Source organism: Enterococcus sp. PF1-24 (assembly GCF_029893325.1).
Classification (GTDB): Bacteria; Bacillota; Bacilli; order Lactobacillales; family Enterococcaceae; genus HY326.
Genome location: NZ_JARXWL010000018.1, coordinates 44,779 through 58,195 on the forward strand (window position 1 = coordinate 44,779; position 13,417 = coordinate 58,195).

Here is a 13,417-nt window from a genome sequence, read left to right on the forward strand (position 1 = left end):
AGTAAGCAATATCAGCTTTTATTATCGCAAATCGAGTCTGCTAGTCTTTGCTAAGCAGGTTAAGAGAGGGATAATCTAAACTTAATTGTTTGCTTTCTTTTTTTGCGTATTTTTCACAAATTTTACGCAAGAGGGCTGGCTTTTTTAGCATTTTTCCAAAAATCTGTAAAAAAATATAAAATTCCTCTTAAGAGATTGCTATTTGCTATCCCCAGTTGCTTGCTTTTGTGGTATGCTAAAGAGGTCGAAAGAATTTGTAACTTCTAAAAAATTAATATGTTGAGCTGCAGTACAAAAACACGCCTTTCCCAACTGTGGAAGGGTGGTTTTTGTTGGCTTAAACTAGCAAAATCGATTAGAATGAAAATAACTATCTAAACTTGAAAATTACAAATAAAACGTTGATGATTTTTTTCTCTGTTAATTTGAGAAAAAAGAATTACTAAATAGATAAAATCGCAAAAGAAAAGACTGACTTTTTGTAAGAAAATCAGTCCTGTAAGCCAGCGGGCAGATAAGAGAGGACAAAACTGAATTTCTGCAAAAATTCAATACCGTAAAATGAACGCGGAGGAAGATTATTGTGGCGAAAACGAATGTAGGAAATCGACTGCGACAAGCACGTTTAAATAGAAAATTAACCATAGATGATTTGCAACAACAAACTAAGATTCAAAAAAGATATTTAGAAGCCATTGAAATGGATAAATTTGATGAGCTGCCGGGCACTTTTTATGTGCGGGCGTTTATTCGGCAGATTGCCGAAGTGGTGGGGGAAGACGGCGATGAGCTAGTTGATTTATTCAACAGCCGCCACGCTGAACCGGTTAAATTTGATCCACCACCAACTTTAAACCCGATTACTAGAAAAGAAGTTCATGAAGAACCCGAGGAAGAGACGCCGTTACAATTTTTTTGGCGTAGCTTGCCGATTATTTTGTTAGGTGTCGGTGCTTTAGGAATTTTAACTATTGTCGGGATTATGATGTATGAGGAATGGCGGGCGGAGCCGATTATTGATCCACCAGCCGCCTTAGTTAGTAAAGAAAGCTCTAGTAGCTTAATTGAAAGTTCTAGCACGGCTGAAAGTAGCAGCGAGCCAGTCAGCTCGGAAATCGTGGAATCTTCTACTACCGAAGAATCATCGGCACCTACTGAGATGGTCCTTTCTTTTGACGGAGAAACAGATGGCATGATTAATATGACGGCAAATACGGTTACGCAACCAGCAGTTTTAACTTTTGAGGGTACCAATGCGCAAGCTTGGGTAGGCGTTCAAATTGACAACGCCTATGTTTACCAACATACTTTAGCAACTGGGGAAAAAGAAGATTTTGAAATCCCAGCCGGCACGGCGGAAGTGGTCGTTACTTTAGGGGCTTCCAACAATAGCACTTTGGTGTTAAACGGTACGCAGTTAGATTTGAATCCTAATCAAACTGATGATATTCAACGGACAATTGTGTTGAAATTGAATTATCAATAAGCTATTTTGCAGTTAAAAGAGCAAGCATAAAGAAAGCAGGAATAAATGAATGAATTTACCAAATAAATTAACGGTTTTACGGATTTGTATGATCCCACTTTTTATTATCATTGTGATTGGCAATTGGAGTTGGGGTAACCTAGAAATCGCTGGAACCGCTGTACCCGTAACTCAGTTAGTCGCAGCAATTGTTTTTGCAGTAGCCAGCATTACTGACTGGTTAGATGGAAAAATCGCTCGCGCCAACAATTTAGTAACTAATTTCGGCAAATTCGCTGATCCGTTAGCTGATAAAATGTTAGTGATGACCGCTTTTATTTTATTAGTAGAACAAGGAAAAGTTCCCGGTTGGGTAGTGGCAATTATCGTTTGTCGCGAGTTAGCCGTAACAGGTTTACGCTTATTGTTAGTGGAAGGCGGCGAAGTCATGGCGGCTGCGTGGCCAGGTAAAGTTAAAACCGCCACACAAATGATAGCGATTATCTTGCTATTCATTAACAACGTACCTTTCAGCGCTATCGGCGTACCATTAGATTTAATTATGCTATACATTTGCCTAGCTTGCACTATTTATTCAGGCGTAGACTACTTCATAAAAAACCGCGATGTCTTTAAAGGATCTATGTAAACAGAAAAGCGGAGAGAGTTGTACTGCACCCGAGCAAAGTGCAAAATCAAATTATAGCGGTGATTTATACCACGAATTTTATTTTCACTTTGCCGAGCGGTGCAAACTCTCGCAGCTAGATCATAGAAAAAGCTGAACGAGCTCGTTCAAGCTAAAACAAAAGCAATTTCTGCGGGTTTCTCCGCAATTTTAAAATGAGGTGTCATTTGATGGAAAAAGTATTGATTTCAACAACGGTTGATTTAACAGAAGGTGGCTGTAATTCTTGCGGTATTTCAAAATGCACCGTTTATACTTTGCATTTTGCCGATTATCAACTACTAATTGATGAAATGACGGTTGCCGCTTTTGTTCAAGGCATTGCTTTGAAACACGGCTGGCGCCAAGAAATGGAAATGGATTTATTAGGTGGCGATTATCTGATTTTCCAAAAAGATGGTGCCGAAGTGACTGTTAAAGAAGAATTTCAAGGAACCACTTATGAAAAAAATGGTCAAAAAATTGTAGTACCTCCACAAATTTTAAGTGAAGCCGAAGTTTTTGCTTTCACCAATCAAATTTTACCGGCGATGTTTGATATTGCAGCGGTGGAATTTGAGATGTAAGCTTAATTTGAAAAATAAAAGACGATTCCAGCGATGAAGTTGGAATCGTCTTTTTTGATAGTTGTCGTTTAGATGAAATAGCTCCAAATAATCATGATGATTGTAAAAGCATAAAAAAGAATGCTAGGGATATTAAATAGCGCCTTGTGGTCAAAGTTGCCGCTATCTTTAGTTAGAAAAACTTCTTTTTTGCGTCGCAAGAAAAGAATCAATACAACAATGCCGGCAATGGCAATACCCCAATTGAAAAGACCGTAGATGATTAAGGCGATTTGACTGTTTGAGCGTACGATAATGGAGCCAATGCCCACGCCACCTAGGAAATTAATCGTCATATGCAAAATGACATTATATTTAATCGTGCCAGTTCTACAAGTGATGGTAGCAAAAATGAAACCTAGGGCAGTTGCATATAAACTTTGCGCCAGATTCATGTGGAATAAGCCGAAAAAGATACTGCTCCAAACAATATAAGTTTTTTCACCATAACCGGATAACTTTTTATAAGGAATCCAACGAAACAGAACTTCCTCCATAATCGGAGCAATAATGACACCGCAAAGGAAAAAAATCCACTGTGGAACATTTGATTCTGCTAAACTAGCGGTAGTTGCTGAAGCATTTTTACCAATTATGGCTTCAAAGATTACGGCTAACAGATTTAAGAAAGTAGTGATACCAGCGGCAATTAAATATAGTGGTACCAGTTGTTTGATGCTGAAACTGGTTTCTTTAGCTGACGATGTTTTATCCGGCAGTTTTCTGATAATTAATAGGGATAAGGGCAGTGCAAAAATATACATTCTGACATAGGTCAGCAGCATTGCGAAAGATGCATCATTAGCGATTTTTGGCGCAATTTGATTCAAGATTAAATAAAAAATTTGTGGTAATAATAAAAGGGCTAATACGGTAAAAGCTACAAACATCCAACCTAGTAAGTTATAGGCTTTATGTGCTTCTTTGTTTTTGTTCATTTTTTCAACTCCTCTATTTTGATAGGTTATTTCTTTTCTTATAGTAGCGAAAATATAGTGAATTATCAATTTTTTTGATGATTTAGCGAAAAAGGAAAAGCTCAAGGCAATGTGCCTGAGCTTTTCAAATTTATTTTTCAATAATAATTTCTTGGGTAAATAAACCTGCTTCAATTTTGGTGTTCATTAAAACATTTTTGTAAGGCGCTAAGGTTTTGCGGTAACTGGCTAGGCCGATGCCGCGATTATCCCCCTTGCTAGAAACGCCGTATTTTTGAATTTCATCTAAATTAACAGTGTCGGAATGTAAGGTATTGCAAATATTAACATAAATGGCTTTACTTTCTTCTAATAAGATAATCGTTACTTTGCCATCAGCTTTATTTCTGACTTCCTCCATAGCATTATCAATTAAAATCCCCAATGCCCGCACAAAATCAATCCTAGAAATCCCGCAAGTGGTGAAAGGATTGAGAATCTCCAACTTAAATTGAATTCCTTCTGTCATCATTTGACTACACTTGGTTAGCAGTAAATTTTTGACAGCTGGTATTTGCAACTGATGTAAGTCCGTTAAAGTTTTCATATTATCATTGATTTTAAATTGGAAAGATGCTTCAAATTCAGTCAGAAAATCTTGCATTTCTTCAGGTTGCTTGTTGTGAGCTTTATTGGTTAATTCCTTCAATAAAGTTAGCTGGTTGGCTTTTAAATCTTCAATGGCGGTCGTGGCTTCTCCTACCATTTGCAAATAATGAGTTTGTGAAAAATTCAGGTTTTCTTGCATCTGCGTTTTTTGATAAGAGCTAGCTAAAACGATATAGGTAGTGAATAAAAATAGGATTAGCAACAGCAGATTGAAAGCCGCAATCACTAAGTTTAAACCCGCACCAGCAGCTGTGCTGTAAAGTAAAGCAACCCCGCCTAACAGACCAATCACTACAATCGCCATAAAAAGTTCCAGCTTGTTTTTAGCAAAATGCGAAAACGTCTGTTTACGATTTTCCTTTTTAAAAATATTTCTGAAAAAAGATTGATAGTGATATTTTTCTTGGAGTGCAACGGCATTTTCAACGATAGTTACATGATTTAATTTATCAACTGAGCTTTCAAAATAGCTGGTTAGAGAATCAGTTTCCGCATCTTCCGCATTCAAGAAAAAGCTAGTGACTAAATTTTTAAAGTCGTGACGAATCATCCGCACTTCTTTTTGAAAATGATCAATCGTTTGTAAGTGCAAATCTTGTTGTTTAGCTAAGGTGTTTTGCAACTCCATTTGCTGCCGGTTATTTTCAGCAAATGTGGCTGCTACGGCGATAATCATCAAAATTAAAGAGAGCAAATAACCGATTAGGATACTGGCAAGTATGTCAATATTGAAAATTGGAAAATATATAAAAAGGCATTTGTAAATAAACCAAAAGAAAAAACTGATAGTCGCAGTAATAATAGTTCTGCGTTTTGTTGTAAAAAAGATAGTAAAGGCCTCAGAAAAATTAAAGAGCCGAAGCATTTTCATTAATAATAATCCAACAAATAAAACCCAAGCATACATAGTAAATAAATAAAAAAGTGGATCAGCATTAAAATTAAAAAACGTATCAACAAGCCCTTTTAAAATCGCATAAGTATTGGTAGTAAGAAACAAGCTAATTCCTGCTGCGGCTAAGGTTTTCCAAAATTGATGATTACCTAAGGAATAAATAAAACTAAAAATTATAAGTTGGAATTGCCAATTAATACATTCCCACAAAAAAGGATAAGCCAGGACAAACTCATAAAATTTAGGAATAAAATATAAGAAATTAGAGCCTACTTGTAAAACTAAATAGAGCATAAAACCTGGCGTGAGATGTTTCCAATGAATCTTCCTGTCAATCAGATTGACGGTAATTCCTATCAAAGAAATACCAAAAAACAATGAAATCACAAATGAATTAAAAGCCGTTGAGAAATATGGATTTGCAAATAAATTAGCCATAAAATTCCCCCTCTCCAACAACAAAATAATTGTCTTCCACTACATTGTAGCATAGCTTTCCCCAAAATTTTTCGCTTAAATTGCATTAATTTCCCTTTTTTTGACATTCAACTTGAAATGAAATCTTAGAAAAACGAAAAATTTTGCTGATTTTAAGCAACATCAGAAATAAATGCCGAACTATTTTCGAAAAAATGCAGAAAATACTCGATATTTTTTCCTTAAAACTTTATAATAGGTACTAAATAAAATTAAAAGGAGCAGTGTGTAGTGAAAGTAAGACGTAGTGAACGTTTAATTGATATGACCCATTACTTATTGGATCATCCCCATGAATTGATTTCTTTAACTTTTTTCTCAAAGCGCTATGAATCTGCAAAATCTTCAATTAGTGAGGATTTGGCGATTATTAAAAAAACTTTTGCAAAGCGAGGAACGGGCACTTTAGAAACTTTTCCTGGTGCAGCTGGTGGGGTTTGTTTTGTCCCAGCAATTTCAGCTGAAGAAGCAAAAGCATATATTACCTCTTTGGCGGATCGTTTGTCAGAGCAAGATCGCTTACTTCCAGGAGGCTATGTCTATTTATCAGATTTATTAGGAGAGCCACAAATGTTACGGCAAGTGGGTCGCATTATCGCCACGAAATATTTAGGGGATAAAGTCGATGCAGTGATGACTGTTGCCACTAAAGGTGTACCAATCGCTCAAGCGGTTTCTTACTATTTAAATGTTCCCTTTGTAATTGTGCGACGAGATTCAAAAATTACTGAAGGTTCAACCGTTAGCGTTAACTATGTTTCCGGTTCCTCTGAACGTATTGAAAAGATGGAACTATCAAAACGTAGCTTGAAGCGGGGGTCACGAGTGTTAGTAGTGGATGACTTCATGAAAGGCGGCGGCACGGTTAACGGTATGAAGAGCTTGATTGAAGAATTTGAAGCAACTTTAGTTGGCATTACTGTTTTCGCTGAATCAAAATTCCACGGGGTGCGGGCTGTCGATGACTATACTTCTTTATTATTCGTAGAAGATGTCGATACCGCTACCAAAAATATTACCGTTGTCCCCGGCAACTATTTTGATAAAGAATAATTGGCAGAAGCCTCGCGCAAGCGGGGCTTTTTTTGTACAGACTAAGCCACCGCAGCTAGATATTTAGCAGAAGAAGTATCAGCAAATTTTCAACTATACCATTTCATAAATGAAAAGGTTGAAATTCTACTTGCCCTAAGCTAAACTAAAGCAGACAGAGAAAAGTTTAAAGAGGGGCGTGAACTATTTTGGAAAATCGCTATGCTATTATTTTAGCCGCTGGTAAAGGGACGCGCATGAAGTCCAAGTTATATAAAGTTTTACATCAAGTGGCAGGTAAGCCGATGGTGGAACATATTATTAATCGCGTGATTGAAATTCAACCGACAGAAATCGTGACAATCGTCGGTCACGGCGCGGAAGCTGTGCAATCGCAATTAGGCGAACGCAGTCAATACGCTTTGCAGGCGGAACAATTAGGAACTGGTCATGCTGTGATGCAAGCGGCGGAGTTTTTACAAGGAAAACCAGGGACGACGTTGGTGATTAGTGGCGATACGCCTTTATTAACCGCGCAAACCTTAGATAATTTATTTGAATATCATCAAGGAAAAAATGCTAGTGCGACAATTTTAACGGCGCATGCAGAAAATCCCGCGGGTTACGGCCGAATTATTCGTGACCGAGTAGGAATTGTTGAACGGATTGTTGAACAAAAAGATGCGACGGAACAAGAAGCCCGCGTTCAAGAAATTAACACGGGGACTTATTGCTTTGATAACCAAAAACTTTTTGAAGCTTTAGAAAAAATCGGCACTAATAATGCCCAAGGGGAATATTATTTAACCGATATTATTGAAATTTTGAAAAATGCGGGCGATGCAATTGCGGCTTATCAAACGGCTGATTTTCAGGAATCATTAGGGGTTAATGACAGAATCGCTTTAGCCGAAGCCAACGAACTTATGCGCCAACGTATCAACCAAAACCATATGCTAAACGGGGTAACTTTGATTGACCCGCAAACGACTTATATTGATGCTGGCGTCGTAATCGGTTCAGACACAATTATTGAAGCTGGGGTAAACATAAAAGGTCAGACGGTCATTGGCGAAGACTGCTTAATTGGCACCCATTCTGAAATTAGCGACAGCCAAATTGGCGACCAAGTAAAAATTTATCATTCCGTTATTGAAGAAGCTAAAATCAGCAAGGGCGCTGATATCGGACCTTTTACTCATTTGCGACCAGAAGCGGCGATTGGTGAAGGCGCTCATATTGGCAATTTTGTTGAAATTAAAAAAGCAACGATTGGCGAAAATACTAAGGTGGGGCATTTAAGCTATGTTGGCGATGCAACTTTAGGCACTGACATTAATGTCGGTTGCGGCACTATTTTTGTTAATTATGATGGTAAAAATAAACATCAAACCGTCATTGGCGACCACAGCTTTATCGGCTCAGGCACCAATCTAATTGCACCAGTTACCATTGGTGAAAAAGCCGTTACGGCCGCCGGTTCAACAATTACCGAAGACGTTCCTGATAACGCCATGGCAATTGGACGAGCGCGCCAAGTAAATAAAGAGGGCTACAATAAAAAAATTCCTTATTTTGAAGATTAATCATTAAGAAGCAATCGAAGCGGCTAGTTTGACTAGTTCTTTGATTGCTTTTTGTAGTCTTTTTCCGTTGAAGAAGAAGGGCGGTTTTCTGCAAAACTTCCGAAATTCCGAACAATTCCTTTTTTCAGAAAGCGTTATTCTAAATTTTTTCCCATTTATCCGAATTAATTCCGGTTAGCCCCTTGATTTCTTGTATAAAAATGACTAGTATTTAGATGTACAAAAAAATTAAGCCTTATGAACAGAAAGTGGAGGTCCCCATGTCGAAACATTATTTTGATCCAAGGTTGAAAATTTTCGCCTTGAATTCTAATCGCCCGCTAGCTGAAAAAATCGCAGCAGCAGTAGGTGTGGAATTAGGTAAATCATCAGTTGCGCAATTTAGCGATGGTGAAATCCAAGTTAATATTGAAGAAAGTATTCGTGGTGCTCATGTTTATGTGGTTCAATCAACAAGCAGCCCTGTCAACGACAACTTGATGGAATTGTTAATCATGATTGATGCTTTAAAACGTGCCAGTGCAAAAACAATCAATGTCGTGATGCCTTATTACGGTTATGCCCGACAAGATCGTAAAGCTCGTGCGCGCGAGCCAATCACAGCTAAATTAGTCGCTAACATGATTGAAAAAGCTGGGGCAACAAGAATGTTAACATTAGATTTACATGCTGCCCAAATTCAAGGCTTCTTTGATATTCCAGTTGATCATTTAATGGGTGCTCCACTAATTGCTAATTATTTTATTGATAAAGGCATTATCGGTGATGATGTTGTTGTCGTTTCACCAGACCACGGCGGTGTAACCCGTGCCCGTAAATTGGCTGAATACTTAAAAGCGCCAATTGCGATTATTGACAAACGTCGTCCGAAAGCCAACGTGGCTGAAGTTATGAATATTATCGGTCAAGTTGAAGGTAAAATTTGTGTGTTAATTGACGATATGATTGATACGGCTGGAACCATTACCCTTGCCGCTAACGCTTTAAAAGAAGCTGGTGCGAAGAGTGTTTACGCTTCTTGTACGCATCCTGTTCTTTCAGGACCTGCATTGGAAAGAATTGAAGATTCAGCGATTGAACGCTTAGTGGTAACTGATTCAATCAACTTACCTGAAGATCGCAAAATCGAAAAAATTGACGAAGTGAGTGTTGGGGAATTAATCGGCGATGCCATTAAACGAATTCACGAAAACAAACCAGTCAGCCCACTTTTTGAAACACAAAAATAAATGACACTAAAGCTGCTATTACTGGTGAAAACATCAGTAACAGCAGCTTTTATATTTGCTATTTGCAAACTTTCAGGCTACAATCAGCTGGAGATTGTAACCTAAAATTTATTAGCTATGAAAATTAAGAGAAGGAGAAAACTATGGAATCTTTAACCATCAGAAATGAAGTGGCAGCCGATTATTTTGCTGTGGAAGAAATGACCCGCGAGGCTTTTTGGAATGTTTTTCAACAAGGAAGCGACGAACATTATTTGGCCCATGTGTTGCGGGAATCACCAGATTTTGTGCCAGAGTTGACTTTTGTGGCAGAAATTGCGGGCAAAATTGTAGGGAGTATCTTTTTTAGTAAATCATTTGTGTTAGCGGAGAATGGTGAACGCCATGAAATGCTGACTTTTGGTCCGCTGGGGGTTTTGCCAGAATATCAAGGGCAAGGTATCGGTGGTGCTTTAATTAAAAAAGCCCAAGCAACCGCGCGAGAATTAGGCTATCGGGGAATTATCATTTATGGTTATCCCGAATATTATCAACAATTTGGTTTCCGCCCCGGAAAAGAATTTGGAATTAGCGACCCGGAAGGAAATTATCCTTATGCTCATTTGGCGTTGGAAGTCTATCCTGAAGCGTTAAAAGGCATTAGTGGTAAAGCCTTTGAAAGTCAAGTTTTCCAAGTGGATGAAGCGGCGGTAGCAGCTTTTGATCAACAATTCCCTGAAAAAGAACGAAAAGTTACCACTTCGCAACAAAAATTTGCAGAAACAGTTACTAAATTTTTATAAAAAGAAAAACTAGCGAAGGTAACTTCGCTAGTTTATTTTTTGATTGACTACAAATAAGCGAGGGGCAATCTGGGTTAAAATTCCTAAAACAATCACTGTGTAAATAATATTCATTAAAGCACTACCGCCGTTAAACACGAAAGAATACCAATAAGGGCTCATCCCGGCTGGCGCATACATACCCCAAACAAAAACCCCGGCCCAATAATGCCAAAACCAGCGAGCGATGACTGCGATAATGCAACCAAGCGTTACATAAAACAGTGATTTTTTCTGATTTTGCTTAGTGATAGCTTGCTGAACTTTGCTAGCAAAAGCACCGCCCGCGCCACCAAAAGCAAAAGCGAAAGGATATTCAAAAATAATTTGCGGAACGGATATGAAATTTTTTAGGGCACTACCACTGACAATATTTAACAAGCCCCAAATAAAGCCAGCTGTTAAGCCAGGTAATAAGCCCCGACGATAAGAATATAATATTAAAGGAACTAACCCTAGTGAAAGGTCTAAGCTAGCATTTACCGACTGTAGCGGGATAAACGATAAAGCCATCGCTAACGCTGCCACCAGTGTACCTTCAACCCAAACGTGCAAATCCATTTTTTTAGACATAAAAAAACCTCTCCTTTGATTGCGTGCAAAGAAGAGGGCAGAATTAGCCGTGTGATGTCATACAATTCCTACGCTCGAATAACCGAAACAGGTACGAGGGTTTAGAGTAAACTCAATCTCAGCCTAAATGGCTCCCCTTTGCAACATTGATATTAAGTTTTTATAGAAAAAGTATAACATATTTCTGATTAATTGGCTTGATTATTGGATAAAAAAAGTTCGTCATCGTTAAATTCAATCCGCCAAGTTTTCATACGATTATGATAAATAATGTCAGCTACATGAAATTCTTCAGTTAAATGAGTTTCTTCTCGATGCCAAAAGCGGTCATCTACTACATAAACCGGCAGGCGATATTCGTTGTTAGAAAGCACCGCTTGCGCTTGATGTAAATAAATTCCTTCTTGGAAGAGTGGCCGTAACGCTCGTAAAATTGTGAAATCCATTTCAGCAACACTACGACTACGTTGGAAGAAAGTTCGTTTTTCGTTAAATTTATCTTCAACGAGTGAGGAAACTTTTTTCGCCAGTAATTGGTAAAAAGCATCTAAATAGCGATAATAAACTCGTGCGTAATCTTCTTTAAATTCAAAGTAAACAAATTTATTTTGTAATTTATAGAAAAATGGTGAGTGCAAATGGGTCCGCATATGGCCGAAATATAATAACTCAGAAATTTCAATCGGCGTTAATTCTTTCAACATGTGGGCATCCGCAAAGTCTAACCATTTAATCTCTTGGGATAGTTTTCTGCGAGGGGCTTGCAAGAAATAATTTTCCACCGCTTCGGTTCCCCGTAAAAATTTCAACCCAGTATGGTGATTATGTTCCCCATAAGGTGAATTAGGGTCAAGAAACAGTAAATTTTCAGGGGGTTGTGGTAGCATATTCGCAAAATCATTCATTAATAAACCGCGTGATAAAACGGTATTACTAGTCGTGTCAATATGGACAAAAATCTTGTCTGCCAAAAATGCTTCCCCCTTAAAATTATTCCAACGCAAACTTTTGCTTTTAGAATATTACTCTTAGTAATTATTGTACTCCTTTATGACGAAAAAGACTCGTTTCTTTTCTTTTAAAATTAGATTACAAATTGTTATATTTCTGTGATGTTATTAATACAAGGGCAAGTGGCTTTTTTAGAGAAAATTAGATAAAACGCTTTCTTTTGGCGGCGGCAAAACAGCCAGAAGCTTATAGGGGGGCGTCCTGGCTGTTTCTTTATATTTAGGAGTGGAAATATTGGAAAAACGAATTAATAGTGACGACGATTGCGGCGGTTGCGAGGTTCTGTAAACATCCGCACAATCCAAATCAAGATAGCCAGTGGTAAAGCTAAACGAATCACCAGCCATAACAAACCGCTAACGACTCCTAGCACCGTGCTTAAAACAATTCCACCGACAATTAACAGTAAAGCAATTTTGAAAATATTTCCTAAAGTAAATTTTGTATTCATTTTTATATCCTCCTCGTTCATATTAAGGTATTTATTTTTCTGGGAAAAATTAGTTTGATTTTCTCTACGTATATCATTCGACTAGCTTGCTTCCTTAGTAAGTCGAACTGACATCCAGTTCATCTCTTGTTTTCTATGTTACTACTATAACAATAAAAGTAACGACTGACTTCAGACTTAAGGCTGATTTATCTCTTCGACTTATGGTTGAGTGTTTGAAAATAATTTTTTTAGTGCAAATGATTCGAGTTTTTTATAAAAAGAACGTAGACTTAAGTTGTGAGGTGATAAATGATGACCAAAAATCGAATGGAAGCTTTTACGGATGCGATTATTGCGATTGTGATGACGTTGTTAGTGTTAGAGTTAAGGAGTCCGCAGAAGCCGACATGGCAAGCTTTTTTAGGCATGGAACATAAGTTGTTAATCTATGTAGTGAGTTTTGTTTCTCTGGCGATTTATTGGAACAATCATCATCATTTATTACAGCTGGTGCATCGGATTGATGGCCGGATTTTATGGGCGAATAATTTTTTCATTTTTACTTTGTCTTTATTTCCTTTTGCAACAGCTTGGGTGGGAGACCATTTATATAAATGGCCGCCGCAAGCCGTTTATGGTTTTGTGATTTTCTTTGCAGATTTAGCCTATTACTTATTGGCGCGAGAATTGATTCGCGGCAACGGGGAAGATTCGCCAATCGCCCAGTTATTTACGAATTATTACAAAATTTATTTTTCCCTAGGCGCTAATTTAGTAGGTTTGTTGCTAGGTTATTTAATTTTCCCGCCAATTGTTTTAATGGTAAATGTCTTGATTCTATTGTTGTGGCTAGTGCCCGACAGACGAATTGAAGCACATTATAAATATAAAAAAACCCACTTAGTTAAGGCGTTAAAACTTTGTAGTGACCCCAAAAAGTTAGACTTTTTCGGAGTAGAGAAATCTACTCCGTTTTTTGTTGTTTTCAAATTAACTATTATGCAGCTTTCTGTGCT

The 13,417-nt window shown here is 37.7% G+C and carries 12 protein-coding genes, 1 pseudogene and 1 riboswitch; of the genes and pseudogenes, 8 read left to right on the forward strand and 5 right to left on the reverse strand.

Annotation, left to right across the window (positions count from 1 at the left end; translation table 11 throughout):
- Positions 1 to 583: 583 nt before the first annotated feature.
- The 3 genes from M2139_RS09205 (at position 584) to M2139_RS09215 (ending at position 2,719) form a co-directional block, all read left to right on the forward strand.
- On the forward strand, positions 584 to 1,486 hold the full coding sequence (locus M2139_RS09205; RefSeq protein WP_280738503.1) for a helix-turn-helix domain-containing protein: 903 nt from the start codon (positions 584 to 586) through the stop codon (positions 1,484 to 1,486).
- 49 nt (positions 1,487 to 1,535) lie between these two features.
- Positions 1,536 to 2,114 carry a CDP-diacylglycerol--glycerol-3-phosphate 3-phosphatidyltransferase gene (gene pgsA, locus M2139_RS09210; RefSeq protein WP_280738502.1) on the forward strand — a complete coding sequence of 193 codons (579 nt, stop codon included), beginning with the start codon at positions 1,536 to 1,538 and terminating at the stop codon, positions 2,112 to 2,114.
- A 209-nt stretch (positions 2,115 to 2,323) separates the two neighbouring features.
- Complete coding sequence (locus M2139_RS09215; RefSeq protein ID WP_280738501.1) at positions 2,324 to 2,719, forward strand: DUF4809 family protein; 396 nt, start codon at positions 2,324 to 2,326, stop codon at positions 2,717 to 2,719.
- A 68-nt stretch (positions 2,720 to 2,787) separates the two neighbouring features.
- On the opposite strand, the gene M2139_RS09220 is transcribed toward M2139_RS09215, so the two are convergent.
- Both M2139_RS09220 and M2139_RS09225 read right to left on the reverse strand, forming a co-directional pair.
- On the reverse strand, positions 2,788 to 3,696 hold the full coding sequence (locus M2139_RS09220; RefSeq protein WP_280738500.1) for a type II CAAX endopeptidase family protein: 909 nt from the start codon (positions 3,694 to 3,696) through the stop codon (positions 2,788 to 2,790).
- Between the two features lie 130 nt (positions 3,697 to 3,826).
- Positions 3,827 to 5,677: a GHKL domain-containing protein gene (locus tag M2139_RS09225; protein ID WP_280738499.1), complete on the reverse strand. Its 1,851-nt coding sequence runs from the start codon at positions 5,675 to 5,677 to the stop codon at positions 3,827 to 3,829.
- A 270-nt stretch (positions 5,678 to 5,947) separates the two neighbouring features.
- Here M2139_RS09225 and purR point away from each other — a divergent pair, with 270 nt between their 5' ends.
- From purR to M2139_RS09245, 4 genes are all read left to right on the forward strand, one after another.
- Positions 5,948 to 6,769 carry a pur operon repressor gene (purR, locus tag M2139_RS09230; RefSeq protein ID WP_280738498.1) on the forward strand — a complete coding sequence of 274 codons (822 nt, stop codon included), beginning with the start codon at positions 5,948 to 5,950 and terminating at the stop codon, positions 6,767 to 6,769.
- Between the two features lie 188 nt (positions 6,770 to 6,957).
- Positions 6,958 to 8,334, forward strand: a complete 1,377-nt coding sequence (glmU, locus tag M2139_RS09235) for a bifunctional UDP-N-acetylglucosamine diphosphorylase/glucosamine-1-phosphate N-acetyltransferase GlmU (protein ID WP_280738497.1) — start codon at positions 6,958 to 6,960, stop codon at positions 8,332 to 8,334.
- A 260-nt stretch (positions 8,335 to 8,594) separates the two neighbouring features.
- The gene (locus M2139_RS09240; protein ID WP_280738496.1) at positions 8,595 to 9,563 is read left to right on the forward strand and encodes a ribose-phosphate diphosphokinase; all 969 of its coding nucleotides are present in this window, start codon (positions 8,595 to 8,597) and stop codon (positions 9,561 to 9,563) included.
- A gap of 143 nt (positions 9,564 to 9,706) precedes the next feature.
- The gene (locus M2139_RS09245; RefSeq protein WP_280738495.1) at positions 9,707 to 10,345 is read left to right on the forward strand and encodes an N-acetyltransferase; all 639 of its coding nucleotides are present in this window, start codon (positions 9,707 to 9,709) and stop codon (positions 10,343 to 10,345) included.
- 27 nt (positions 10,346 to 10,372) lie between these two features.
- On the opposite strand, the gene thiT is transcribed toward M2139_RS09245, so the two are convergent.
- The 3 genes from thiT to M2139_RS09260 all read right to left on the reverse strand — a co-directional run bounded on the left by thiT (position 10,373) and on the right by M2139_RS09260 (position 12,419).
- Positions 10,373 to 10,957 (reverse strand): energy-coupled thiamine transporter ThiT, encoded by a 585-nt coding sequence (thiT, locus tag M2139_RS09250; protein WP_280738494.1) that lies wholly within the window; start codon positions 10,955 to 10,957, stop codon positions 10,373 to 10,375.
- 48 nt (positions 10,958 to 11,005) lie between these two features.
- Positions 11,006 to 11,105: riboswitch (TPP riboswitch) on the reverse strand.
- Between the two features lie 40 nt (positions 11,106 to 11,145).
- Positions 11,146 to 11,928 (reverse strand): hypothetical protein, encoded by a 783-nt coding sequence (locus M2139_RS09255; RefSeq protein ID WP_280738493.1) that lies wholly within the window; start codon positions 11,926 to 11,928, stop codon positions 11,146 to 11,148.
- A gap of 287 nt (positions 11,929 to 12,215) precedes the next feature.
- Positions 12,216 to 12,419: a hypothetical protein gene (locus M2139_RS09260; RefSeq protein WP_280738492.1), complete on the reverse strand. Its 204-nt coding sequence runs from the start codon at positions 12,417 to 12,419 to the stop codon at positions 12,216 to 12,218.
- A 294-nt stretch (positions 12,420 to 12,713) separates the two neighbouring features.
- Between M2139_RS09260 and M2139_RS09265 the strand changes: the two are divergent.
- Positions 12,714 to 13,286: pseudogene (locus tag M2139_RS09265) on the forward strand (TMEM175 family protein); the annotation flags it as partial.
- Positions 13,287 to 13,417: the final 131 nt, after the last annotated feature.